The organism is Shewanella salipaludis, from assembly GCF_012911865.1.
GTDB classification, from domain to species: Bacteria; Pseudomonadota; Gammaproteobacteria; order Enterobacterales; family Shewanellaceae; genus Shewanella; species Shewanella salipaludis.
The window spans coordinates 68,786-91,575 of sequence record NZ_JAAXYH010000015.1 but is presented as its reverse complement, the minus strand read 5'-3'; the positions used below and the strand labels follow the sequence as shown (position 1 = coordinate 91,575).

At 58.7% G+C, this 22,790-nt stretch carries 27 protein-coding genes; 24 read left to right on the top strand and 3 right to left on the bottom strand.

The window, feature by feature from the left end; genetic code table 11:
• Positions 1–11 precede the first annotated feature (11 nt).
• From HC757_RS16430 to HC757_RS16400, 7 genes are read left to right on the top strand one after another with little or no spacing between them, the layout of a single operon-like run.
• Complete coding sequence (locus HC757_RS16430) at positions 12–1,322, top strand: sigma-54 dependent transcriptional regulator (protein WP_169565476.1); 1,311 nt, start codon at positions 12–14, stop codon at positions 1,320–1,322.
• Between the two features lie 26 nt (positions 1,323–1,348).
• Entirely contained in the window at positions 1,349–1,687 is a 339-nt protein-coding gene (gene fliE, locus HC757_RS16425) for a flagellar hook-basal body complex protein FliE (RefSeq protein ID WP_169565475.1), read from the top strand.
• A gap of 12 nt (positions 1,688–1,699) precedes the next feature.
• Positions 1,700–3,385: a flagellar basal-body MS-ring/collar protein FliF gene (fliF, locus tag HC757_RS16420; RefSeq protein WP_169565474.1), complete on the top strand. Its 1,686-nt coding sequence runs from the start codon at positions 1,700–1,702 to the stop codon at positions 3,383–3,385.
• Positions 3,386–3,404: 19 nt separating this feature from the next.
• The gene (locus tag HC757_RS16415; RefSeq protein WP_211164462.1) at positions 3,405–4,391 is read left to right on the top strand and encodes a flagellar motor switch protein FliG; all 987 of its coding nucleotides are present in this window, start codon (positions 3,405–3,407) and stop codon (positions 4,389–4,391) included.
• A complete protein-coding gene (fliH, locus tag HC757_RS16410; protein WP_169565472.1) occupies positions 4,391–5,101 on the top strand; it encodes a flagellar assembly protein FliH in 711 nt (236 codons plus the stop codon). The genes HC757_RS16415 and fliH overlap by 1 nt, the downstream gene beginning before the upstream one ends.
• Complete coding sequence (locus HC757_RS16405; RefSeq protein ID WP_169565471.1) at positions 5,091–6,425, top strand: FliI/YscN family ATPase; 1,335 nt, start codon at positions 5,091–5,093, stop codon at positions 6,423–6,425. The genes fliH and HC757_RS16405 overlap by 11 nt, the downstream gene beginning before the upstream one ends.
• Complete coding sequence (locus HC757_RS16400) at positions 6,406–6,825, top strand: flagellar FliJ family protein (RefSeq protein ID WP_169565470.1); 420 nt, start codon at positions 6,406–6,408, stop codon at positions 6,823–6,825. The genes HC757_RS16405 and HC757_RS16400 overlap by 20 nt, the downstream gene beginning before the upstream one ends.
• Positions 6,826–6,836: 11 nt before the next feature.
• Here the strand turns inward: HC757_RS16400 and HC757_RS16395 are convergent, their stop codons facing one another.
• From HC757_RS16395 to flgA, 3 genes are all read right to left on the bottom strand, one after another.
• The gene (locus HC757_RS16395; protein WP_169565469.1) at positions 6,837–7,301 is read right to left on the bottom strand and encodes a flagellar protein FlgN; all 465 of its coding nucleotides are present in this window, start codon (positions 7,299–7,301) and stop codon (positions 6,837–6,839) included.
• Positions 7,294–7,566: a flagellar biosynthesis anti-sigma factor FlgM gene (flgM, locus tag HC757_RS16390; protein ID WP_169565468.1), complete on the bottom strand. Its 273-nt coding sequence runs from the start codon at positions 7,564–7,566 to the stop codon at positions 7,294–7,296. Before flgM ends, HC757_RS16395 begins: the two co-directional genes overlap by 8 nt.
• 110 nt (positions 7,567–7,676) lie before the next feature.
• Complete coding sequence (gene flgA / locus HC757_RS16385; protein ID WP_169565467.1) at positions 7,677–8,414, bottom strand: flagellar basal body P-ring formation chaperone FlgA; 738 nt, start codon at positions 8,412–8,414, stop codon at positions 7,677–7,679.
• Between the two features lie 95 nt (positions 8,415–8,509).
• On the opposite strand from flgA, the gene HC757_RS16380 reads away from it, so the two are divergent.
• From HC757_RS16380 to HC757_RS16300, 17 genes are all read left to right on the top strand, one after another.
• Complete coding sequence (locus tag HC757_RS16380; RefSeq protein WP_169565466.1) at positions 8,510–8,860, top strand: flagellar basal body rod protein FlgB; 351 nt, start codon at positions 8,510–8,512, stop codon at positions 8,858–8,860.
• An 8-nt stretch (positions 8,861–8,868) separates the two neighbouring features.
• Positions 8,869–9,288 (top strand): flagellar basal body rod protein FlgC, encoded by a 420-nt coding sequence (flgC, locus tag HC757_RS16375; protein WP_169565465.1) that lies wholly within the window; start codon positions 8,869–8,871, stop codon positions 9,286–9,288.
• Complete coding sequence (locus HC757_RS16370; protein ID WP_169565464.1) at positions 9,289–9,945, top strand: flagellar hook assembly protein FlgD; 657 nt, start codon at positions 9,289–9,291, stop codon at positions 9,943–9,945. It begins immediately after the preceding gene.
• 22 nt (positions 9,946–9,967) lie between these two features.
• Complete coding sequence (flgE, locus tag HC757_RS16365; RefSeq protein ID WP_169565463.1) at positions 9,968–11,176, top strand: flagellar hook protein FlgE; 1,209 nt, start codon at positions 9,968–9,970, stop codon at positions 11,174–11,176.
• Positions 11,177–11,187: 11 nt separating this feature from the next.
• Positions 11,188–11,922, top strand: a complete 735-nt coding sequence (locus tag HC757_RS16360; RefSeq protein ID WP_169565462.1) for a flagellar basal body rod protein FlgF — start codon at positions 11,188–11,190, stop codon at positions 11,920–11,922.
• Between the two features lie 11 nt (positions 11,923–11,933).
• Complete coding sequence (gene flgG, locus HC757_RS16355) at positions 11,934–12,719, top strand: flagellar basal-body rod protein FlgG (protein ID WP_169565461.1); 786 nt, start codon at positions 11,934–11,936, stop codon at positions 12,717–12,719.
• 10 nt (positions 12,720–12,729) lie between these two features.
• The gene (gene flgH, locus HC757_RS16350; protein ID WP_169565460.1) at positions 12,730–13,395 is read left to right on the top strand and encodes a flagellar basal body L-ring protein FlgH; all 666 of its coding nucleotides are present in this window, start codon (positions 12,730–12,732) and stop codon (positions 13,393–13,395) included.
• Between the two features lie 14 nt (positions 13,396–13,409).
• The gene (locus HC757_RS16345) at positions 13,410–14,525 is read left to right on the top strand and encodes a flagellar basal body P-ring protein FlgI (RefSeq protein ID WP_169565459.1); all 1,116 of its coding nucleotides are present in this window, start codon (positions 13,410–13,412) and stop codon (positions 14,523–14,525) included.
• On the top strand, positions 14,525–14,929 hold the full coding sequence (locus HC757_RS16340) for a rod-binding protein (RefSeq protein ID WP_169565458.1): 405 nt from the start codon (positions 14,525–14,527) through the stop codon (positions 14,927–14,929). The genes HC757_RS16345 and HC757_RS16340 overlap by 1 nt, the downstream gene beginning before the upstream one ends.
• On the top strand, positions 14,926–16,299 hold the full coding sequence (gene flgK / locus HC757_RS16335) for a flagellar hook-associated protein FlgK (protein WP_169565457.1): 1,374 nt from the start codon (positions 14,926–14,928) through the stop codon (positions 16,297–16,299). Before HC757_RS16340 ends, flgK begins: the two co-directional genes overlap by 4 nt.
• Positions 16,300–16,310: 11 nt before the next feature.
• Positions 16,311–17,228 (top strand): flagellar hook-associated protein FlgL, encoded by a 918-nt coding sequence (gene flgL / locus HC757_RS16330; RefSeq protein WP_169565456.1) that lies wholly within the window; start codon positions 16,311–16,313, stop codon positions 17,226–17,228.
• A gap of 11 nt (positions 17,229–17,239) precedes the next feature.
• Positions 17,240–18,253, top strand: coding sequence for a hypothetical protein (locus tag HC757_RS16325; RefSeq protein WP_169565455.1), 1,014 nt, complete (start codon positions 17,240–17,242; stop codon positions 18,251–18,253).
• Between the two features lie 207 nt (positions 18,254–18,460).
• Entirely contained in the window at positions 18,461–19,258 is a 798-nt protein-coding gene (locus HC757_RS16320; RefSeq protein WP_169565454.1) for a flagellin N-terminal helical domain-containing protein, read from the top strand.
• Between the two features lie 296 nt (positions 19,259–19,554).
• On the top strand, positions 19,555–20,907 hold the full coding sequence (fliD, locus tag HC757_RS16315) for a flagellar filament capping protein FliD (protein WP_169565453.1): 1,353 nt from the start codon (positions 19,555–19,557) through the stop codon (positions 20,905–20,907).
• 13 nt (positions 20,908–20,920) lie between these two features.
• A complete protein-coding gene (gene fliS / locus HC757_RS16310; protein WP_169565452.1) occupies positions 20,921–21,301 on the top strand; it encodes a flagellar export chaperone FliS in 381 nt (126 codons plus the stop codon).
• On the top strand, positions 21,270–21,596 hold the full coding sequence (gene fliT / locus HC757_RS16305) for a flagellar protein FliT (RefSeq protein ID WP_169565451.1): 327 nt from the start codon (positions 21,270–21,272) through the stop codon (positions 21,594–21,596). Before fliS ends, fliT begins: the two co-directional genes overlap by 32 nt.
• Positions 21,586–22,779 (top strand): flagellar hook-length control protein FliK, encoded by a 1,194-nt coding sequence (locus HC757_RS16300; RefSeq protein WP_169565450.1) that lies wholly within the window; start codon positions 21,586–21,588, stop codon positions 22,777–22,779. The genes fliT and HC757_RS16300 overlap by 11 nt, the downstream gene beginning before the upstream one ends.
• The last annotated feature ends 11 nt before the right edge of the window (positions 22,780–22,790 follow it).

Genomic DNA, 22,790 nt, shown 5'->3' with positions numbered 1-22,790 from the left:
GGCGAAGCGGAATGAGTCATCTCAGCATCAGGGTCGTAGGTTTGGACTTACCCGCCAGGGTTGCAGATGAGCTGCTGCAGTCAGGCATGAGGTTTTGGGATGAGTCCCTGGAGTTGCCCTGGTTGACTCTGGTCGCCCTGTCTGACTGCCGGTCGAGCGATGTCGCCGAGCGGCTGGCCCGGCATCCGGGACAGAATCAGGTGGCCCTGTTGGCGCCTGAGCAGAGTGAATTGGCCGCCGCCGCCATGCGGGCCGGGGTGCAGGACTATCTGTTGATCCCCGTGGCCGCCGAGCAGTTGCTGGCCTTGATCCACAGGCTGCATAGGTTGGAGCAACCCGACACCAGTTTGGTTGTCGCCGCCGCCGTCAGCCGGCAACTCCTGATGCTGGCACACCGCGCCGCCGCCACGGAGGCGAGCGTGTTGTTATCCGGCGAGAGCGGCACAGGCAAGGAGCCGCTGGCGCATTATATTCATCGTCACTCCTCCCGTGCGGATAAGGCCTTCGTCGCCATCAATTGCGCGGCCATCCCGGAAAGCATGCTGGAATCCGTGCTCTTCGGTCATGTCAAAGGCGCCTTCACCGGCGCCATAGGCGATAAGCCGGGCAAGTTTGAACAGGCCAATGGGGGCACCCTGCTGCTGGATGAGATAGGGGAGATGCCGCTGTTGCTGCAAGCCAAATTACTCAGGGTGTTGCAGGAACGTGAGGTGGAGCGTCTGGGTGGACACCAGAGCATAGCGCTGGATATCCGGGTGATCGCCTCGACCAACAAGGACCTGCGCCAAGCCGTCGACGAGGGCAGCTTCAGGGAAGATCTCTTCTATCGCCTGGACGTGCTGCCGCTGAAGATCTCCCCCTTGCGGGAGAGAAAGGCCGACATACTGCCGCTGGCGGAGCATTTCCTGCGCTTATACGACACTCAGGATGCCGGCAATGCCAGCTATTTCAGCGACCATGCTCGCCAACTGCTGGTGGCACACGAGTGGCCAGGCAATGTCAGGGAATTGGAAAACTGCATCCAGCGGGCGCTGGTGCTGCGCCGGGGTCAGGCGATTCAGGCCGCCGAGCTGGGCCTGACTGCCGACAAGGATACAGTCGCGACCGAGACAGACTCTGCCCCCTCGGGCCTCAAGGCCTCCAAGCGTCAGGCTGAGTTTCAATATATCGTCGACATACTCAAACGTTGCAGCGGTAATCGCAGCCACAGCGCCGACGCGTTGGGGATGACCACCAGGGCGCTGAGATACAAGTTGGCGCAGATGCGTGATGCCGGCATAGACGTAGATCAATTATTACAGCGTGCCGGTCATGCGGCTTGAAGCATAGATAAACAATAGGAATAGATATGGTTAATGGGACGAGCGTCAGTCCGAATGCCCTGATGGATACCCTGAGTATTCATCGCGAGATAGCCAAGGGGGCGATCAGCATAGCGACCAATCCGGCCGACAACGGCATGGCGGTGGGATCTTTTACCGAGCTGATCAAGCATAAGATTGCCGAAATCAATCAAGATCAGAACCACTCCTCCATGCTGATGCGGGCCGTCGACAGCGGCAAGAGCGACGATCTCGTCGGTGCCATGGTGGCATCGCAGAAGGCCAGTCTGTCATTTTCGACCATGATCCAAATTCGTAATCGCCTGGTGCAAGCCTTTGACGATGTAATGAAAATGCCCGTTTAAGGAGGCGTTTGAATGTCTACTACTCTTATTCAATCAGGTCAGGAACTCGACGGCACTGTCTCGGGCCCAGGGCTGCTGTCCGGTGCGGCGCAAACATGGCGCCGCTTCAATCGCGGCGATCGCCAGGTGATGGTGCTGGCCCTGCTGGCAACCGTGGTGGCGAGCGTGATAGTGCTCATGCTCTGGACCGCGAGCCAGGGATACCGCCCCTTGTACGGCAGCCAGGAAAATGTCGAGACTTCCCAGGTCATAGAAGTGTTGGAAAGCGAAGGGATCAACTATCAGTTGGAGGCCAACACTGGACTGGTGTTGGTGGTCGAAGATCAACTGGGTAAGGCGAGGATGTTGTTGGCGGCGCGGGGCGTCAAGGCCAAGGTCCCCTCGGGCATGGATGAGCTGGATAACACTGGGCTGGGCACCAGCCAGTTCATGGAACAGGCCAAGTATCGCCATAGCCTGGAAGGGGAACTGTCACGCACCATAATGACCCTGAAAGCCGTGCGTGCCGCCCGGGTGCATCTGGCTATCCCCAAGCGCACCCTGTTCATTCGTCAACAACCCGAATTGCCGACCGCCTCTGTGATGCTGCAACTCTATTCAGGTTCGAGCCTGACCGAATCCCAGGTCGAGGCCATAGCCAACCTGGTTGCCGGCAGTGTGACCGGCATGGCGCCAACCAACGTCAAGGTGGTGGATCAGAACGGGAATTTCCTCAGCGCCGCCATTTCGGAAAACCAGGACATCACCCAGGCCAGGGATCGTCAGCTGCAATACACCCGCGAGCTGGAACATAGCCTGATGACCAATGCCGCCGCCATGTTGGAGCCCATTCTGGGGCAGGACAATTTTCAGGTGCGGGTGACGGCCAAGGTCAACTTCAACCAGATCGAAGAAACCAAGGAATCCTTGGATCCCGAGGGCGTGATGACCCAGGAGCGCACCAGCCTGGATGATAACGACAATGGCTCGGCCATAGGCATTCCCGGCGCCCTGAGTAATCAACCGCCGCAAACCAACGACAAGAGCCAGGACGAGAAGGGCCGTAACTTGCGTCAGGAAGAGAGCCGTCAATACGACGTCGGCCGCTCGGTGCGTCATATTCGCTATCAGCAGATGCAACTGGAGAATCTGTCCGTGTCTGTGCTGGTCAACGGCACAGCGGCCGTCGGCCTGACAGGCGAAGAGGCGCAGCTGACTAAGCTGGGCAACATGGTGAAGGATGCGATCGGCTTCTCGGCGGCCAGGGGAGACAGCTTCAGCATCAACGCCTTCGATTTCGCCCCCGTCACTGTGGCCGAGTTCAGTCCCATGCCCTGGTGGCAGGCGGAAGATTACCAGGCCTACCTGCGCTACCTCATAGGCGGCCTGTTGGGGCTGGGATTGATCCTCTTCGTGCTGCGTCCCCTGGTATCCCACCTGACCCGCACGGCGCAAAAGCATGCGGATGCGGCCGGTGTCGATGTTGCGGCGGCCCTGGCGGTGGAAAATGCCGCCGTCGCAGCCGCAGCCGCGGCAGAGCCGGCTCAGGACAGCGAACGTCAGCTGCCCAATGCCGACTGGCTCGGCAGTCAGGGCTTGCCCGAACCCGGTTCCCCCCTGACGGTCAAGATGGAACATTTGAGCCTGTTGGCCAATAAAGAGCCGGCGCGTGTCGCCGAAGTGATAGCCCATTGGATAGGTGACAGAGACGGTGAATAACAAGGACCCGGAGATCAAGATGGATAATTATGCCCAGGCCGCCATGTTGCTGCTCAGCATGGGAGAAGAAGGCGCCGCCATGGTGATGGCACATCTGGACCGCAACGATGTGCAGCACCTGAGCCATAAGATGGCGCGCCTGTCCAGTATCACCCAGCAGGAAGCCGAAGCCGTGCTGAGCCGGTTCTTCCTGCGATATCAGGAACAGTCGGGTATCGCCAGGGCATCGCGTTCCTACCTGCAGAAAACCCTGGATATTGCCCTGGGCGACAGAATTTCCAAGAGCCTGATAGACAATATCTATGGCGATGAGATCAAGACCCTGGTGAAGCGTCTCGAATGGGTCGAACCTCAGCTATTGGCCAGAGAAATCACCCATGAGCACAGCCAGTTGCAGGCCGTCCTGCTCGGTCTCCTGCCGCCGGAGAGCGCGGCGCGGATCCTCAAGATGCTTCCCGCCGTCAGCCAGGATGAAGTCCTGGTGCGCATCGCCCAGTTGGGGGAATTGGATCGCCATGTGGTCGACGAATTGCGTCAACTGGTGGAGCGCTGCATGCTGATGGCGATGGAAAAGAGCCACACCCAGGTGGCAGGCGTCAAGCAGGTGGCGGACATACTCAATCGCTTCGAAGGCGATAGGGAACAACTGATGGAGATGCTCAAGCTGCACGACAAGCAGCTGGCCAGCGACGTGACAGACAATATGTTCGATTTCATCATTCTCGGACGCCAGAAGTCTGAAACCTTGCAGAGCCTGTTTGGTCAGGTGCCGTCGGACACCTTGGCGCTGGCACTCAAGGGCATAGATTACGAGCTGAAAGCCATCTTGCTCAATGCCTTGCCCAAACGCATGTCTTCGGCCGTGGAGACCCAGGTCGATGCCTTGGGCAGCGTGCCCGTCAGCCGGGCCAACACGGCCCGCAAGGACATAATGGAATTGGCGAAACAGTTGATGCAGGAAGGTGAGATAGAGTTGCAACTGTTTGAAGAGCAGGTGGTGAGCTGATGGATACTAAAGCGTCCCGTTGGCGTCTGGATGGCAAATTGGCCCGTCGCTACCGTTTTCCACCACTGCAGAGCGAGGCCGCCCCCGGCTCGACTGCCGAGAGCGGCTGGCAAGATTACCAGCAGGCCTTCGATCAGGGATATGACGAAGGAGTGCAAGAGGGGCGGAGCGCCGGCTATGAGGCAGGTGCCCAGGAGGGCAGGGCCGCCGGGCATGCCGCCGGCTTCCATCAAGGGAAACTCGAAGGCCAGCAGGCGGGCAGGAGCAGCATAGATGCACAGCTCAACGAGATGATAGTACCGCTGGGGGCCCTCAAAGAGTTGCTCGAAGAAGGACATAGTCGGCAGGTACAGGAACAACAGACGCTGATCCTGGATCTGGTGCGGCGGGTGTCGCAGCAGGTCATACGTTGCGAGCTGACCCTGCAGCCGCAGCAGATCCTCAAGTTGGTCGAAGAGACCCTGAGCGCCTTGCCCGACGATCAGGCGGACATCAAGATCCACCTGGAGCCGACCGCAGTGCTCAAGCTCAAGGAGTTGGCGGAAGATAAGATACGCGGCTGGAACCTGGTGGCCGATGCCGCCATTTCTGCCGGCAGTTGCCGCATCGTCAGCGACAAGTCCGATGCCGATGCTTCGGTCGAAACCCGGCTCGATGCCTGCATGCAGCAGGTGGCAGCCAAGCTGAACGAGGCGGAACTTGAATCCTGAGGCGCCGCAGTTCGACTGGCCCAAGGTCCCTGTGGCCCGGGTCTATGGCCGCCTGACCCGGGTCAACGGCCTGCTGCTGGAGGCCGTTGGCTGCCAGCTGGGCATGGGGGACCGTTGCCAGATAGAGGGACGAAATGGCCGGCTCATCGAGGCCGAAGTCGTTGGCTTCCATAAAGACGTACTCTGCCTCATGCCAATAGAGCCCACCCAGGGACTGATGCCAGGGGCCAGGGTCTTGCCTATTCTTGAGCAACAGACACTGACCCTGGGCGATGGTCTGCTCGGGCGTGTGCTCGATGGTCTGGGGCAGCCATTGGATAACTTGGGCGAGCTGACCCGGGTGTCCAGCGTGCCCCAGGCAGATACCAGTTATAACCCCCTGCTGCGGCAACCCATCAAACAGGCGCTCGATGTCGGCATCAGGGCGATCAACGGCCTGCTGCCCATAGGCCGCGGTCAGAGGTTGGGGCTGTTTGCCGGTTCTGGGGTCGGCAAGAGCGTCTTGCTCGGCATGATGACCCGCTTCACCGAGGCAGATGTGGTGGTGGTGGGGCTGATAGGCGAGCGGGGCCGCGAGGTCAGGGAATTTATCGAAGAGACCCTGGGTGAGGAAGGCCGGCGCCGGGCCGTGGTGATCGCAGCCCCCGCCGACACCACACCCTTGATGCGCCTGCGGGCCATGCGTCTATGTCATGCTATCGCCTGCGGCTTCAGGGATCAGGGCAAGCAGGTCTTGCTGCTGGTGGACTCCCTGACCCGTTTCGCCCAGGCGCAACGTGAGATAGCCCTGAGCCTGGGTGAGCCGCCGGCGACCAAGGGCTATCCGCCCTCCGCCTTCGCCCAGTTGCCAAGACTGGTGGAGATGGCCGGCAATGGCCGGCATCCTCTGGGCACCCTGACCGCCTTCTATACCGTATTGACCGAGGGGGATGATCAACAGGATCCCGTCGCAGATTCGGCCAGGGCCATACTGGACGGCCACATAGTGCTGAGCCGCAGCCTGGCGGAGCGGGGGCATTTTCCCGCCATAGACGTCAATGCCTCTGTGAGCCGGCTGGCGACCCAGATAGCCGATGCCGGCCAGTTGGAGCAGAGCCAGATACTGAGGCATCTGCTGAGCCGTTATAACGAAGTCAGGGAGCTCTTGCCCCTGGGCGGTTACCAGGCGGGGCAGGACCCTGAGATGGACTTGGCGGTGCAGGCCTATCCCGAGATGGCCAAATTTTTGCGTCAGGGCACCCAGGATAAGATCACCAGGGAACAGAGTCTGCAACAGCTGCAACAATTGATGGAAGTGATGGGCTATGCGCCGACAGCTGTCTAGGCTATGTCAGCAGGAAGAGAAGAAGCTGGCTCAACTTGGGCGGCAGCGTGACGAGTTCACCCGGCGTCTGCAACAAAACCGCCAGCAGCACCAGGCCCTCAGCCAGCTTATCGTCGATTACACAGGCCAGTCATTTGGTGGCAATGCCATGCTGTGGCAAAACGCCAGCCAGATGGCCCAGACGCTGGAACCCATGAAGGCCAAACTGAACCAACAACAGGCATTGTTACAACAGGAGCAGCTGCGCATGGAGGGGCTCTGGCGCAAGCAATTGGGACGGCAACAGGGGTTGAAATGGTTGCAGGGCCAAACCCTGGCGGCCGAGCTCGAGCGTTTGGCGCGCCGGGAACAGGCGGCGGTGGACGATATGGCGGGCTTCTACGCCAGGACTAAGGTGTGATGCGCCTGTCGTCAACGATTAGGATGTGACGCGCCATAATCTATCTGCTGATGCTGGCTGTCCGGGTAGAGCAGATGATTGAGGGTTTCCTGCTGCATGACCAGCAAACGGCCGTTGACCTCGTTGGCTTGCTGACAGTCTTTCACCGATAGCTGCAGATTATCCCATTGCAGTTTTATCTGGGACCTCAGGTGATCCGGCAGGGCTGAAATCAGCCGTTTCATGCCGCTGTTATCCCCCTTGAAGCCCAAGGCTGTCAGACTATCGCTGCGCTGTTTGGCTCTCAGGGCCAGCTTGTTGCACAGGGCAGTTTGCCTGGCATTGTGGGCCGTGAGTCCCTGATTGTCTGTGCGCTGCATCAGCTCTCTTTGATACTTGAGCATGCTCTTCAGCTGGCTGTAGCCTTCGAGATCCTGACGAATATCGCGGATCAGTCCCTGCACCAGCTCGCGTTTGTTAACCTGACTCTTATCCATGCTGGCTGATCATCTTGTCGGCTATGGCACTTAAATCCAGGTCGAAACTGCCATCCTTCAGTGCCTGGCGCAGGGCATCGACCTTGGCGCTGTCGACATCCGCCAGCTGGCCCAAGTCCCGCTGTGATTGCTCCAGCAATTGCCAGTCCTGGCTGATGACTTGCTGGGGCGGCAGATGACTTATCTCCTGCTGCGGCACACTCGTCTTGTTCTTGCCCGTCGTCATTTCAGTACTCAAGGTACTGCCGATCTTGTGTATTTCCATGATATTCACTCAATAAACTGCTCAATACCTCCTATAGGCGACGCTATGGAGCCGGGACTGAAATTTTTTTTGGCTTTCGCTGTGTATTTTTCTTCCAAACCCTTTGTGACTCAAAACTGCGTCTTCACCCTGCCCTTGGCGAAGGGATAGGCAGTGATGATCTTGCCCGAACTGACGTTCTTGACCCTGATGGGTTCACCCTCCTTGCCCGAATCCAGGGCTACCCCCGTCATCCTGGCATGAAAGCCCTGGCTGCCGGCCTCGATCATCACCTGATCCCCCAGGTTGACCAGCTGAGGAGCGCTGAGATAGACGGCGCGTATGGGTTTGTTCTTGCGCAGCCTGCGCACTACCTGGCGTCCCAGAATATAAGCTTCCCGGGTGAGCAGATCCTGATCTACCGGCCGCAATGGCAACATCTTCCACTCGATATCGGCCGCGGTCACTGTCTCATCCCTGAGCAAGGTATGGGTGACGACCGGCAGATAGGCGCTGACGCTGACCTTGGCCCTGACATACAGGGACCAATCCGGGGAGGTACAGCTGAGTTTACGCTGCAGGCGGCCGAAGGGCAGCCCCTGGCCGGCTTCCACTACCAAGGCCTGTTTGCATGGCGCCAGGGTGTCTGTGCCCGAGGGCAGTTGAATCGAGATCTTATGACTGAGCCTGGCAATCTCCTGTTGGCTCTGCCAGCGGCTCAGTTCGGCCGTGAGTGACCCGGTTATTTCCGCCGTCAGCTGTTCCGCCGCGGAGCGTTGGCTTGCGGCGCTGGCATCAAGCGGAAGTAAAACCAGGGCCGCCAGCAGCAAGTAGGAAGCAAAGGTTCCGTTACCCGAAGCGAATTTCATTTAACGCTATGTTTTTGTTTGTAAAAATTTATTGGCATATTAATTGGATGCTCATGGTTATCGACATCAATGGGCATACATTACTAGGAGTTGAGATGGCTATCAACCTCGATGCGGCGCTGGGGATCCACCCCCAGACCCTGGACTTCAGAGTGGAGAGAAGCAAGGTGCTGGCGGGCAATCTGGTGAATGCCGAGACCCCGGGCTACAAGGCCAGAGATCTGGACTTCAGCACCGTCATGGCGCGGATAGATGCCGGCATGGTCGGCAAGGGCCATTACGACATAGGCTACCGTGTGCCCTATCAGAATTCCGCCGACGATAACACGGTCGAGTTGGGTAAGGAGCAGGCCAGGTATTCGCAGAATGCCATGGATTATCAGACCAGCCTGACCTTCCTGAATATGAAAATTGCCGGCCTCAAATCCGCCATCGAAGGACGCTAGGAGCCCCTATGTCATTTGGAGAGATCTACCAGATAGCCGGTGCCGGGATGAATGCCCAGACCATACGCCTGAATACGGTTGCCAGTAACCTGGCCAATGCAGGCGCCGCCGCCGAGACCCCGGAGCAGGCCTACCGGGCGCTGAAACCCGTCTTTGCCACCGTCTATAACCAATTGCAGCAGGGCAAGGCCATGGGAGCCAGTGTCGAAGTTGCCGGCATAGTCCAGGCGGATGCGCCGCTGGATATGCGCTATGAGCCGAACCATCCCTATGCCAATGCCCAGGGCTACGTGGCCTATTCCAACGTCAACACGGTCGAGGAGATGGCCGACATGATGGCGGCCAGCCGCTCCTTCGAAACCAGTGTCGAAGTGATGAACCGCGCCCGCTCCATGCAGCAAGGCCTATTGCAATTGGGGAATAAGTAGATGGAAATCACCAACACAGGCCAGCTCCAGAACCCGGCCGATGCCCTTAAGATGCCGGGCAACGATGCGGCCTCGCTGAAAAATGAATTCATGACCCTGATGATCGCCCAGATCAAGAATCAGGATCCGACCAAGCCCATCAACAGCGCCGAATATGTGTCGCAGCTGGCGCAATTTTCCCAGGTGGAGAGCCTGGAGAAGATGCGCGACAACCAGTCGAGCCAGATGGTGATGATGGAAAACCTGGGCATAGTCCAGTCGGCCTCGCTGGTAGGCAAGAGCGCCATGGTGCCGGCCTCCGGCCTGCAGCTGAGCGATGAGGCCGTCGATGGCAAGGTGTTCCTGGAAAATGCGGTCGAAGATCTGGATATCCAGATCCTCAACCAGCAGGGCACAGTGGTGAAGACGGTGAAATTGGGGGCGCAACAGGCGGGAGATATCCGCTTTTCACTCGACCCCAAGGCGTTGGGACTGACCGAAGGCAAGTATGAGCTCAAGGCCAGCGCCACCCTGGGAGACTCGGCCCTGATTGCTCCTACCTACATCAAGGCACAGATAGAAAAGATTCATTTCTCCAGTGCCTCGGGAATGATGATGGCCGAGATGGGCCATGGCCTGGGTGTGGTGTCTGTACTGAATATTTCTGAAGTTTCATAAACCAATTTCATAGGATATAGAGATGTCATATAACATAGCTTTGAGTGGCCTGCAGGCGACGACCCAAGATCTGAACACCATAAGCAACAACATAGCCAATGCGTCCACCGTGGGTTTCCGTGGTGGCCGCAGTGAGTTTGCCGCCATCTATAACGGCGGTCATGCGGGTGGCGTCAGCGTGATGTCGACCAGTCAGAACTTCTCCAAGGGCGGCAGCCTGACCTATACGGGGCGTCAGTTGGACATGGGGATCCAGGGCGACGGTTTCTTCGTGCTCAAGGGCCTGGATGGCGGCGCCATGTATGCCAGAGCCGGCATGTTCCATCAGGATGCCAAAGGTTATGTGATCGATCCTGTGGGCAATCGCTTGCAGGGCTATGCCGTGGGTGCCGCCGGCCGCTTGCAGACGGGCAACACGGGGGATCTGCAGGTGCAAACCGCGTCCCTGGCCGCCAAGGCCACCACGGATGTCGGCCTGGTATCCAACCTGGATGCCAGGGTGGATGTGATAGATCCCCTGGTGACCCCCTTCGATGCGACCAAGATGGACAGTTACCATTCCTCGGGCACCGTCAGTGTCTACGACTCCCTGGGCACCGAGCATGCCCTGACCCAGTACTATGTCAAGACGGCGCCCAACGACTGGAGCGTGCACTACATGATGGACGGAGTGGACGTCACCCCTGCAGGTGGCCATCAGCTGAACTTCGATTCCAACGGGGTGTTGACCGGCGGCCAGAGCCTGACGCTGAACATCAATGATCCGGCTATCCTGGGCGGTGCCTCGGCGTTGAACTTCGATGTCAATTATGACAAGAGCACCCAATATGCCGCCACTTACAATAATTCCAGCCTGAGTCAGGACGGTTATACCTCGGGCGATCTCAAGGGTGTGCGTCTGGATGAGAATGGCCTGCTGTTCGGTACTTATACCAATGGCCAGGAGCAATTGCAGGGCCAGGTGGTATTGGCCAACTTCAGCAATCCCAACGGCCTGGAGCCCGTCAGCAACAATGCCTGGGTGGCCACCAACACCGCCGGCCAGGCCATCACAGGCTCTCCGGCCACGGGCACCATGGGCACCATCACGGGCGGTTACCTGGAAGGCTCCAACGTGGATACCACGGCCGAGATGGTTAACCTGATGTCGGCACAGCGCAACTATCAATCCAATGCCAAGGTGCTGGATGTTAACTCTACCATGCAGCAAGCCTTGCTGAACGCCATCTAAGGGTCATAACTATGGAAAAAATGCTCTATACGGCGGCCAGCGGCGCCGTGCGCATCCTGGAGGCCCAGAGCATCAGGGCGAATAACCTGGCCAATGCCGAGACCACGGGCTTCAAGGCGGATCTCGAGCGGGTCAAGGCCATGCCCTTGCCTGGCACTGCCGGCAGTTTCAACACCCGGGTGCTGGCACAGACCCAGGGCAGTGGTTTCAGCCAGCAAAGCGGGGTGATGAATCCCACCGGGCGCAAGTTGGATCTGGCCATCAGGGATCAGGGCATGTTCAGTGTCATGGCCGATGGCGCTGAAGCCTATACCCGCGCCGGTGCCCTGGTGGCCGATGCCGAGGGGCAGTTGACCATAGATGGCCGCCCCGTGCTGGGGGTCGATGGGCCGCTGGCGCTGCCCGAGTACAAAGATCTCTTCATAGGCGAAGACGGCACCATCAGCGTCTTGCCGTCGGAAGGCGGCGTCATCACAGAAGTCGGCAGATTGAAGCTGGTCAATTCGGATCTGGCGCAGATGCAGAAGGGGCAGGACGGTCTGTTGTATCGTCGCGACGGCCAGGCATTGGCGCAGGATGGTGAGGTCAGGGTCGACAGCGGCTTTCTCGAGGCCAGCAATGTGCAGGCGGTGACCGAGCTCATAGCCTCCATGGATCTGAGCCGCCAGTTTGAAATCCAGGTGAAATTAATGAAAAGCGCAGAGAAGCTGGCCGATGCCGGCAATCGTCTGCTGCGTAACGTGTAAGGACAGTTAGCATGCAATCAGCTCTATGGGTGAGTAAGACAGGCCTGACGGCCCAAGATACCAAGATGACCGCCATTGCCAACAACCTGGCGAACGTGAATACCACGGGCTTCAAACGCGACAGGGTGGCCTTCAATGACCTCTTCTACCAGGTGCAGCGTCAGCCGGGCGGTCAGGTCGATGAGCTCAACGAGCTGCCTTCCGGTCTGCAGTTGGGCACGGGCACCAGGGTGGTGGGTACCCAGAAGATTTTCACCACGGGCGACATGCAAACCACCAACCAACAGCTGGATCTGGCCATCGAAGGCCAAGGTTTCTTCCAAGTCGAGGAGCCAAACGGCGAGCAGGCCTATAGCCGTGATGGCCAGTTCTATCGCAGCAGTGAGGGCCTGATGGTGACTTCCCAGGGCCTGCCTTTGGTGCCTAACATAGTGATCCCAGAGGATGCCTTGTCCGTGACCATCGCCACAGATGGCTTGGTGACGGCGCAGATGGCGGGTCAGGCAGATCCCCAGGAACTGGGGCAGATCACCCTGGTCAACTTCACCAATCCCGCCGGCCTGCAGGCCAGGGGCGATAACCTCTACCGTGAAACCGCGGCCTCAGGCGTGGCGGTGGAAGGGGTGCCAGGCGATCAGGCCCTGGGTGGGCTGCGTCAGGGAGCGCTGGAAGGAGCCAACGTGAATGTGGTCGAGGAGATGGTGGAGATGATTTCGACCCAGAGAGCCTATGAAATGAACGCCAAGGTGGTGTCGGCCTCGGATGACATGCTCAAGTTCCTCAACCAGTCACTATAGGATAGAACCTATGCGTTGCTTATCTCTGCTGGTCTGGGTATTACTCTTGTCTGGTTGTATCTCGGCCTTTCCCGAGCCCCAGACTCAGCCTGGTGGTGCCGAGTGGGCGCCGCCCGAGATCGACTACAGCCTGCCCGATGCCAAAGACGGCAGTCTGTATCGCCCAGGTTATATGTTGACTCTGTTCAAGGATAAGCGGGCCTTTCGTGAAGGCGATATCCTTACCGTCGCCCTGGATGAGAAGACCTACTCGAGCAAGAAAGCCGACACCAAGACCAGCAAGGGTCAGGATCTGGCCCTGGGGCTGAGTGGGGCGGCCGGCAGCGAAGACTTCAGCGCCGAGGGCAATGCCTCCATGAGCCGCGGCTTCAATGGCACTGGCTCCAGCACCCAGCAAAACCAGTTGTCCGGCTCCATTACCGTGACTGTGGCCAAGGTGTTGCCTAATGGCGCCCTGGTGATCCGCGGTGAGAAGTGGCTCAGACTGAATCAGGGCGACGAGTACCTGCGCCTGCTCGGGCTGATCCGTATCGATGACATAGGCAACGACAACACCATCTCCTCCCAGCGGATTGCCGATGCGCGGATCATCTATGGTGGCCAGGGGGCGATAGCCGACAGCAATGCCATGGGCTGGGCGTCGCGTTATTTCAACAGCCCATGGTTCCCGCTCTAGCCAAGGATTTTTGCATGCTACGTTTTTGTTTATTGTTGGCGCTCCTGTGGAGCAACCTGTTGCAAGCCCAGGATCAGACGCGTTATCTGATGGATATAGTCGACGTCCAGGGGATACGTGATAACCAGCTGGTGGGCTATGGTCTGGTGGTCGGCCTCAATGGCAGCGGTGATCGCTCTCAGGTCAAGTTCACCAGCCAGTCCGTGGTCAACATGTTGAAGCAGTTCGGGGTGCAGATAGATGGCAGCACGGATCCCAAGCTGAAGAACGTCGCCGCGGTGGCAGTGCATGCCACTGTGACGCCCATGGCGAGTCCGGGACAGACCCTGGATGTGACTGTGTCTTCTTTGGGAGATGCCAAGAGCCTGCAGGGCGGCACCTTGCTGATGACGCCGCTGCGGGCCGTCGATGGCGAGATCTACGCCATAGCCCAGGGCAACCTGGTGGTCGGCGGCATCTCGGCAACGGGCCGCAATGGCTCATCGGTCACAGTCAATGTGCCGACCGTGGGAACCATTCCCAACGGCGCCCTGCTCGAGGCCGCTATCCACAGCAGCTTCAACGATAACGACGACATAGTGCTCAATCTGAAACAACCCAGCTTCAAGACGGCGCGCAACATAGAACGCTCGGTGAACGAGCTCTTCGGCCCGGATGTGGCCCGCGCCCAGAGTCATGCCAAGGTGTTGATACATGCACCCGAGTCCAGCCGTGACAGGGTGACCTTCATGTCCATGCTCGAAGAATTGCAGATAGTCCAGGGGCGCCGCAGCCCCAGAATCGTATTCAACAGCCGCACAGGCACTGTGGTCATGGGCGGCGACGTCGTGGTGCGTAAGGCCGCCGTCAGCCATGGCAACCTGACAGTCACCATCGTCGAGCAGCAGAATGTCAGTCAGCCCAACGGCGGTTACTTCGGTGACAACAAGGGCAAGACTGTGGTCACCAACGACAGCCAGGTCTCGGTAGAGCAAGGAAACAATCACATGTTTGTCTGGCCGGAAGGCATAGCGATAGAAGAAATCGTCAAGGCCGTGAATAGTTTGGGTGCTGCACCCATGGATCTGATGGCGATCCTCGAGGCGCTCGACGAGGCCGGGGCCTTGGAAGCTGAATTGGTGGTGATCTGATGAAACTGGAAAATAACCAAGGCTACCTGAATCAACTCAACGCCGGCGATCTGATCAAGGCCAACGGTGAGCAGGGGGCGCTCAAGCTGGTGAGTCAGCAATTCGAAGCTCAGTTCCTGCAGACTGTGCTCAAGCAGATGCGTTCGGCCTCGGATGCCATGGCCGATGAGGATAGCCCCTTGTCGTCCAAGAACGACGGTTTGTACCGGGATCTGCACGATGCCGAGCTCGCCAGCCGTCTGAGCCAGATACAGACCATGGGCTTGTCCGAGGTGATGACCAGACAATTGAGTGCCAGCCTTAAGTCAGGCGCAGATCCTGTCGCCTTTGATCCTCAACAGATGACAACGACAGCGATGCAGCCCGCACTCAGGGTGCCGCCGCTCCCTAAGGACGCTAAATGAACATGTTTAACATAGGCAAGTCGGGGCTGCTCGCCAGTTCGGCGGCCCTCAATGCCACCTCCAATAATGTCGCCAACGCCATGGTTGCCGGCTATTCGCGTCAACAGGTGATGACCAGCTCAGTCGGTGGCGGCGCCTATGGTGGCGGGGCCGGGGTGTCGGTCGATGGCATGCGGCGTATCTCGGATCAGTACGAAGTGGCCCAGCTGTGGCAAACGACCAGCGCCGTCGGTTTCGGCAAGGTGCAGAGCAGTTACCTGGGACAGGCGGAGCAGGTCTTCGGTTCGGAAGGCAATAACATTGCCAAGGGGTTGGATCAGCTGTTTGCTTCCCTCAATGCCGCCATGGAGCAACCTAATGTCATCGCCACCCGCCAGGGGGTGCTGAACGAAGCCAAGGCCTTGACCCAGAGGGTGAATTCACTCAATCAGAGCATAGAGGCCCAGCGTGGCCAGATCAACGGTCAGTTGGGGGCCGCCGCCAAGGAAGTGAACGCTCAGCTGAGGAACATAGCCAAGTTCAACCAGGACATTCAGGCCGCCAGTGCCACGGGCACAGTGCCGGCCGCGCTGCAGGACAGCCGCGATGCCGCAGTGGATGAATTGGCCGCGATTCTGGATATCCGGGTGGTCGAGGATGCCCAGGGGATGGTGAACATCTCCCTGGCACGGGGCGAACCGCTGCTGTCGGGCAATACGGTTGCGACCCTGGCACAGGTGCCGGATCCCGCCAATCCCCAGGACAGCCTGGTCGATATCCAGTTTGGCAAGAGTCACTTCACAGTGGAGCGCACCGCGGGTGGCAGCATGGGGGCCCTGCTGGATTATCGTGATATCCAGTTGGCCAACTCCCAGAGCTATGTCGACGAGCTGGCGGTGCAGTTGGCGACCGAGTTCAACACGGCACTGGCCGGTGGTACGGATCTGTCCGGCGCCGCGCCGACCCAGCCGCTGTTCAGCTATCAGCCGGGGAATCCGGCGGGCAGCCTGACAGTGACCGCCGGATTCCCGCCCGAGGCGCTGGCATTTGGCCTGGATGGTACCCAGGGCGATAACGCCAACCTCAAGTCGCTGGTGGCCTTGGCCAACAAAGATCTGAACTTCACCAGCCTGGGGGCCAGCACGAGCTTTTCCGAATCCTACGCCAGCATGGTGGGCCAGTTGGGTTCGGCGTCGCGTCAGGCGATAGTCAACGCCAAGACCTGCGTGGATCTGCAAACCGAGGCGCAGTCCCAATGGGCCAGCACCAGCGGGGTGAATATCGACGAAGAAGGGGTCAATTTGATCATCTATCAGCAGTCTTACCAGGCCAACGCCAAGGTGATCTCCACCGCCGACCTATTGTTCCAGACCATGCTTAGCAGCTTTTAAGGAGTCCGACGATGCGCGTCACCATGCAGAATCTGTACACAAATAACGTTCACAGCATGCAAAATACCACGGCGGCCGTTGCCCGGTTGAACCAGATGCTCTCCACCGGCATGTCCATATTGCGGCCTTCGGACGACCCCATAGGCACTGTGCGGGTCATGGCCAGTCAGCGGGACCTGGCCTCGGTCGAGCAGTATGTGAAGAATATCGACTCCCTCAGCACCAGCATGGATAGGGCCGAAACCTACCTGTCGGGCATGGTGGACCTGCAACAGAGGATGCGGGAGCTCAGCGTCGCCACCAATAATTCCAGCCTGTCGGAGGAAGACAGGGCCGCCTATGCCCTGGAGATGGAAGAGTTGCTCAAATCCATGGTAGACATGGTCAATGCCAAGGACGATGTGGGCAACTCGTTGTTTTCCGGCAACAGTGTCGATAAGGTCACTGTAGGCACGGATGCTGCCGGCCGTTATGTCTATCAAGGCGACAGCAAACAGCGGGAGGTACAGACCTCGGCCTCTTCCTGGATGACGGCCAACGTCACAGCCGAAGCCTTCCTCTTCTCCAATGCCAGTCAGGATCTGCTGAATCAGACCCTCGACTATGTTGCCGTGCTGAAGGACCCCAGCCTGGCACCGGGCGATCCCGCTTTTCAGGCGGCCAGTGTGGATATGCAGGCCGCGCTGAACGATACCCTGGACAGCATCAACAGCGCCATCACAGAGATGGGCGGCAAGCAAAACAGCCTGTCGCTGGCCAAGGGCTCCCATGAGGAAATGGTGTTGTTCAACAAACAGGTGATAGGCGAGACCCAGGAGCTGGATTACGCCAAGGCCACGGCAGAGTTCAACGTCAAGCTGACTTCCCTGAAGGTGACCCAACAGACCTTCGTGCAGATAAGCCAGCTCACGCTCTTCAACAACCTCTAGGGTCGGACTAGATGATCAAAGGGATAGGCGATTCGCTCAATGTGCTGCGCCAGGGCCAAACCTTGGCGGCGGGCAATGCAGGCCCAGTGTTGCCGAGCCAGGGGGCGCCGAAGCGCCAGCCGGCGATCTCCAGACATAGATTGGCCAGCTATGGGCGCTGGGCCAGGACGGCGCGGGAGCAACATGGCATCAGCGCCTCTCAGGTCGCGCTGCAAGCCCTGCAGCAGGCTGATACTCTGCTTGGGCAGTTAAAGGCGCAGTTGCAGACGGCCTTGAGCGCGACCCATGGCGCAGCGCAAGAAGACAGCCTGACCCAGGCCGAGCAGTTGCGCGGGCAGCTGACCCGGATCCGGCCCGAGTATCAGGGCAGGGCCCTGCTGGATCATCAGCTCAATCTATTGAGCCCCTCCAGGGCCGCCGCGCCCCATGTGTTCTGCTTCAAGTCCGTCGATTTAACCTCGCCCAAACAGAGGGATGAAAACATCCTCATCCAGCTGGGCAAGCAGTCGCTGCAGCTGTTGTTGCCTGCGGGCAAAGACAGGCAAGCACTGAACGCCACCTTGGCGCCGGCGTTGGCGAGCCTTGGCCTGAGTATCGATTCATCTTCCGGTGAGGCGATATTCAAGGCCCTGGGACCCGCCTGGGCCCGACTGCAGGAAGGGGTGCTGATGATGGGCGAAGGCCAGAGGTTGCCGGCCGGTGAGCTGCGCAATATCCGCCTCGAGGAGAGATACGGCTGGCAGGATCCACGCGAGTGGCAGCTGCAACCCGGGGCGGAATTGAAACAGAGCCTGGCCAAGATCATCAAGACGCGACAAAAAGTCACCACGCAAATCCAGGAAATACTCGCGTCACATGCTGTGCTGCTCGCCAAGGCGCAAGCCTCGACGGCATCGGCTCAGCCGCAGCTGGATTTGCAGCAGCTGCATAAGTTCATGCAACCTCAGCCCTTCGCCTACCAGATGACCTCCTTGATGGCCCAAGGCAATACCAACAGGGACCAGGTGACGGCCCTGCTCGGTTGATTTTTTGCTGTATCAGTATGTATGTGACTGTACAAAGAACCGACCTCTGGGTCGGTTTTGTGTTTCCGGGGCGGCGTTGGCGAGGCATCAGGGTCAGTAAAGAAAACTTTTTTTCATAAATTGATATTTTTATTTTCAGTTTTCTTTTTAGCAGTCGTCTTATCTATTTGTAATAACAAAAACACTTAATTTCCCGGAGTAACAATTATGCTTTCAGTTCACACTAACTATGCTTCACTGGTTTCACAAAACGCGGTTTCCAAGAGCAACAGCCTGTTGACCGACGCCATGCAGCGCCTGTCTACCGGTTTGCGCATCAACGGCGCCGCCGACGATGCCGCCGGCCTGCAGATCGCCAACCGTCTGAATGCCAACGTCAAGGGCATGGAAGCGGCCGGCCGTAACATTTCAGATGCCACTTCCATGTTGCAGACCGCCGATGGCGCCATGGATGAGCTGACCACAATAGCCAACCGTCAGAAAGAACTGGCGACCCAGGCCGCCAACGGCGTGAACTCGGCCGCCGACTTGGATGCTCTGGATGCCGAATTCCAAGAGCTGATAAAAGAATCTAATCGTATCATGACTGAAACTACCTATGCGGGTAACGATCTGTTCGACGTGTTGAACACTGGTGTAAATTTTCAGATTGGTGCTGGCGCTACCGAGACCTTGAACGTACAAGTAGGTACCATTACTAACGTGGCTGGCGACGTGAAGGCGGGCAATGCTGCAACAGCCATCGCCGCCGTAGATGCTTTCATTGATGACGTGGGTGCTGCCCGCTCTAAACTGGGTGCCAACATCAACCGCTTGGGCCACACGGCCGCCAACCTGACCAGTGTGGTGGAAAACACCAAGACGGCCGCCGGCCGCATCATGGATGCCGATTTCGCCGTCGAGTCAGCCAACATGACCAAGAACCAGATGCTGGTTCAGGCAGGTACCACTATCCTGTCTTCAGCCAACCAGAACACAGGCCTGGTCATGGGTCTGCTGCGTTAATCCGTTTTGTTGCAAGACCAGGGGCTACGGCCCCTTTTTTATTTTTTTCGTTTCGGCGCAACCCCAGTGCTTTTCATTTCAGTTCTGCCCGGTTCCGGTCGCCTTTTCATAGTGTATCGAGTGATTCGCGCCTCGCCCCGGCAAACCAGGGCGGAAGCCTAGCTTCCAGTTGCATTGCGGCAACGGAAGACGCTTCGCAGCTTTCATCGACTGAATTTAAAAAAGCCATATTAAAACAAGTAGATAAATTATTGGCATTAGGCTTGCTGTAAGCCTGTCAACCTGGAGGGATTGTCATGATTTCTGGTATGAATGCGGCGCAGTTTGCCCAGCAATTAATTTCGGCCGACCGCATGGGTAAGGATCAGCTGTTCAAGAATAGCCTCAACACCTATAACACCAAGCTGGATGCCTACAAACTGCTCGAGAGCAGCATGAAGAAGCTGACAGCCAAGCTGACATCCTTCGACACCGAGGCGTTCAAGAGCAAGACAGCCAGCATCAGCGACGACAAGGCGCTGGTGACTGTCAAGACAGATGCGCCCAAGGGTATCTATGACCTCAGCATACACCAGCTGGCACAGGCGCAGCAGCTGAGCAAGAGCTATGCCACCGAAGACGAGCTGTTGCCGGCCTCCGGCGTGCTGAGCATTCAGCTGGGCGCAGATGTTGCCGATCGCATCGAGATAGACCTGGCCACGGTCAACGGCGGCGCAAGCATCACGGTCGCCCAGCTGCGGGATTTGATCAATAAAGATGCCGCTAACCCCGGGGTGCAGGCCTCGCTGGTGCGCACCGGCGGCCAGATAGAATTCATGTTGTCGGCCAACGAGTCAGGTGCCGCGAATAGCCTTACCGTGCAGCTCGATGGCGTCGACTGGGGCATGACAGAGCGCCGTGCGGCCCAGGATGCGCAGCTGACGCTGAATGGCATAGACATCAGCAGCGCCAGTAACTACCTGGAAAACGTGGTCGATGGCGTGACCCTGGAACTGACCAAGACCCATGTGCTGGGCGAGAGCAGCACCATCAAGGTCGAGGACGATTCCGCCGCCAGCAGCGAGGCGGTCAAGGACTTCGTCGAGTCCTTCAATGGCATGCTGACCCAGATCAATCAGCTGACGCGCTCCATGGGCACCACGGTGCTGGACAGCGAAAAAAGCAAAGATGGCGAGGACAAAGACAAGATCTCGACCTCGGTGAAAGAATCGCAGATAGGGGTGCTCAAGGGCGACTCCTCGATCCGCATGTTACAGGCCAGGATGCGCGACAGCGTGTTTGCCGCGGCTCCCAATGGCATGAGGTTGTCGGATATCGGCATAGAGATGGGTCGCGACGGCAAGCTACAGGTCGATGAGACCAAGCTGACCGAGGCCCTCAAGAACGATCCCGGTGCCGTGCAGGCGATGTTTACCGACGGCGGCAGCTATGTCGATCGTCTGGAGCAGGTGATGAAGCCTTTTACCGAGTTCAATGGCTTCATGGATATGAAAGAGAAGACCCTGGATAGTCAGATAGACAGGGTCGAAGACAACATGGCGCGCCACGACCATCAGATGGAACAGCGTTACCAGATCTACCTGGCGCAATTTACCGCCATGGAGGCGACGATCAACCAGTTGAGCGCTGCCAGCGATTTGTTTCAATAGGAAATCACACTAAATGTTAAATGAGCACGATCCCTTCAATGCTTACCAACAGGCGTCGCTGGACGCCAGGGTCGCCGCCGCCAACTCCCACGACATGGTGCGCATGTTGCTCGAGGGATTGCTGGAGGAGTTGGAGCGCGCCGCCGGCCACATGGAACGTCAACGCTATGAGGCCAAGGGCGTCAGCATCAACAAGTGCCTCAACATAGTCCATGGCCTGGACTCCATGCTGGATCTGGACAATGGCGGTGAGGTGGCCAGCAGTCTCAATCGTCTCTATGACTATTGCAGTCGCCAACTCGTCAGTGCCAGCGTCGAAAACAGCGTGCAGGCGCTCCTCCCGGTAACTCAGGTGATCACAGATGTCAGAGCTGGATGGGCCAATCTCAATTGAGCAGTGGCGAAAGTTCGGTCTGGCAATGCGCAAGCATGCCGATACCGGAGACTGGCAGGCCCTGGGGAGACTCAATGAACTGCTTATTCAGGCGCTGAATCGGGCCGGTGCACCGGCCAGTCCGGCACAGCAGCAGGCCAGGGCCGAATTGCGCCGCCTGCATGCCCAGGTGCTGGCCGAGCTGATGCAGGCTCGTGACGAGCTGACCCGTGAGATGAAGCGTTTCAAGGACCAACAAGAGGGCCTGGCGGCCTATCAATTAACCCGTATGAGTGGGGCAGTGGATGATATCTGATCTTATTACGGCACGTCCGGTCGGCGCAGCCCAGACCGGCAGTGGCATACAAGCCGCCGCCGGCGCACCCGCCGAGGAACAGTTTGCGCTGGCTTCCGGGGAAAGGCCTGCTCGCCCACAGGGACAGGACTCAGGGGGCGAGGCCCGGGACGAACAAACCTATGGCATGGCGACCTTCCCCCTCTACACCCAGGATACGGCGGCTGGCATGCCATCGAGCTTTACCTCAGTTGCTCAGCAGGAGACAAGGCAGCAGTCGACATTGGCCTCGAGCCAGGCGCTTGCGAGTGCCTTGGCACCCATGTCTGTGACGACCGGCCTGGTCAGGGGCGGCGCCCCCGAAGTGCCTTCGACACCAGCGAATGCCGCCAATCTCCTCCCCGAACAGAGGCCGCAGCCGGCGCCTTCGTACCCTGCTGCGAGTGCCATGCCGACCGGAGTGCCGGTGGCAGCCATTGCCGGCGCCATGAACTCTGACACGGGCTTTGGCACCGGCTTTGGTGTCGGCTCTAGCACAGGCTTTGGCATAGTTCCTCCTGCAGCATCTTCTTCCCCGGCCGCCGCGCTGTTGGCATCCCTGCCGGCGGCGGGCGTCAAAGGCTTTACGCCAGCTGCAGCTCTTGCGTCTGGTCTGTTAGACCCTGTTTCGAGTCCCTTGGCCGACAGTCAGTCCTATCAGCAACTGAGTGGGCAGCAACCGAATGGGCAACAATTGGCCGCATTGCAAACAGGCGTCAGCCAGTGGGGGCCAGTGTCTGTTTCCCCCAATGCCGCCGTGACCCAGCAGGCCCGGGAGATGCTGACGCCGCTGCGGGAGCAACTCAGATTCCAGATAGATCAGCAGATCAAGCATGCCGAATTGAGGTTGGATCCGCCCGAGCTGGGTAAGGTCGAACTCAATATCCGCCTGGATGGTGATCGTCTGCACGTGCAGATGCATGCGGTGAACCCTGCTGTGCGCGATGCGCTCTCGACCGGACTGGAGCGGCTGCGGGCCGAGCTGGCCATGGATCACGGTGGTCAAATCCAACTGGACATAGGCTCGGGGCAGGGAGAGGCGCAGCAGCAAGGCCGGCAACAGACGGGCGGTTCCATCACCGCCGGCGTGAATGAACAGGACCAAGAGACACAGACGCATCGACAGGCGTTCCATGATGAACGTCAATTGAATTTACTGGCTTAATGCAGGAGTAG

Coding starts and splice junctions, on each gene's coding strand:
- HC757_RS16430 (WP_169565476.1), top strand. CDS start 12: ATGAGTCATCTCAGCATCAGGGTCGTAGGTTTGGACTTACCCGCCAGG.
- fliE (WP_169565475.1), top strand. CDS start 1,349: ATGGTTAATGGGACGAGCGTCAGTCCGAATGCCCTGATGGATACCCTG.
- fliF (WP_169565474.1), top strand. CDS start 1,700: ATGTCTACTACTCTTATTCAATCAGGTCAGGAACTCGACGGCACTGTC.
- HC757_RS16415 (WP_211164462.1), top strand. CDS start 3,405: ATGGATAATTATGCCCAGGCCGCCATGTTGCTGCTCAGCATGGGAGAA.
- fliH (WP_169565472.1), top strand. CDS start 4,391: ATGGATACTAAAGCGTCCCGTTGGCGTCTGGATGGCAAATTGGCCCGT.
- HC757_RS16400 (WP_169565470.1), top strand. CDS start 6,406: ATGCGCCGACAGCTGTCTAGGCTATGTCAGCAGGAAGAGAAGAAGCTG.
- HC757_RS16395 (WP_169565469.1), bottom strand. CDS start 7,301: ATGGATAAGAGTCAGGTTAACAAACGCGAGCTGGTGCAGGGACTGATC.
- flgM (WP_169565468.1), bottom strand. CDS start 7,566: ATGGAAATACACAAGATCGGCAGTACCTTGAGTACTGAAATGACGACG.
- flgA (WP_169565467.1), bottom strand. CDS start 8,414: ATGAAATTCGCTTCGGGTAACGGAACCTTTGCTTCCTACTTGCTGCTG.
- HC757_RS16380 (WP_169565466.1), top strand. CDS start 8,510: ATGGCTATCAACCTCGATGCGGCGCTGGGGATCCACCCCCAGACCCTG.
- flgC (WP_169565465.1), top strand. CDS start 8,869: ATGTCATTTGGAGAGATCTACCAGATAGCCGGTGCCGGGATGAATGCC.
- HC757_RS16370 (WP_169565464.1), top strand. CDS start 9,289: ATGGAAATCACCAACACAGGCCAGCTCCAGAACCCGGCCGATGCCCTT.
- flgE (WP_169565463.1), top strand. CDS start 9,968: ATGTCATATAACATAGCTTTGAGTGGCCTGCAGGCGACGACCCAAGAT.
- HC757_RS16360 (WP_169565462.1), top strand. CDS start 11,188: ATGGAAAAAATGCTCTATACGGCGGCCAGCGGCGCCGTGCGCATCCTG.
- flgG (WP_169565461.1), top strand. CDS start 11,934: ATGCAATCAGCTCTATGGGTGAGTAAGACAGGCCTGACGGCCCAAGAT.
- flgH (WP_169565460.1), top strand. CDS start 12,730: ATGCGTTGCTTATCTCTGCTGGTCTGGGTATTACTCTTGTCTGGTTGT.
- HC757_RS16345 (WP_169565459.1), top strand. CDS start 13,410: ATGCTACGTTTTTGTTTATTGTTGGCGCTCCTGTGGAGCAACCTGTTG.
- HC757_RS16340 (WP_169565458.1), top strand. CDS start 14,525: ATGAAACTGGAAAATAACCAAGGCTACCTGAATCAACTCAACGCCGGC.
- flgK (WP_169565457.1), top strand. CDS start 14,926: ATGAACATGTTTAACATAGGCAAGTCGGGGCTGCTCGCCAGTTCGGCG.
- flgL (WP_169565456.1), top strand. CDS start 16,311: ATGCGCGTCACCATGCAGAATCTGTACACAAATAACGTTCACAGCATG.
- HC757_RS16325 (WP_169565455.1), top strand. CDS start 17,240: ATGATCAAAGGGATAGGCGATTCGCTCAATGTGCTGCGCCAGGGCCAA.
- HC757_RS16320 (WP_169565454.1), top strand. CDS start 18,461: ATGCTTTCAGTTCACACTAACTATGCTTCACTGGTTTCACAAAACGCG.
- fliD (WP_169565453.1), top strand. CDS start 19,555: ATGATTTCTGGTATGAATGCGGCGCAGTTTGCCCAGCAATTAATTTCG.
- fliS (WP_169565452.1), top strand. CDS start 20,921: ATGTTAAATGAGCACGATCCCTTCAATGCTTACCAACAGGCGTCGCTG.
- fliT (WP_169565451.1), top strand. CDS start 21,270: ATGTCAGAGCTGGATGGGCCAATCTCAATTGAGCAGTGGCGAAAGTTC.
- HC757_RS16300 (WP_169565450.1), top strand. CDS start 21,586: ATGATATCTGATCTTATTACGGCACGTCCGGTCGGCGCAGCCCAGACC.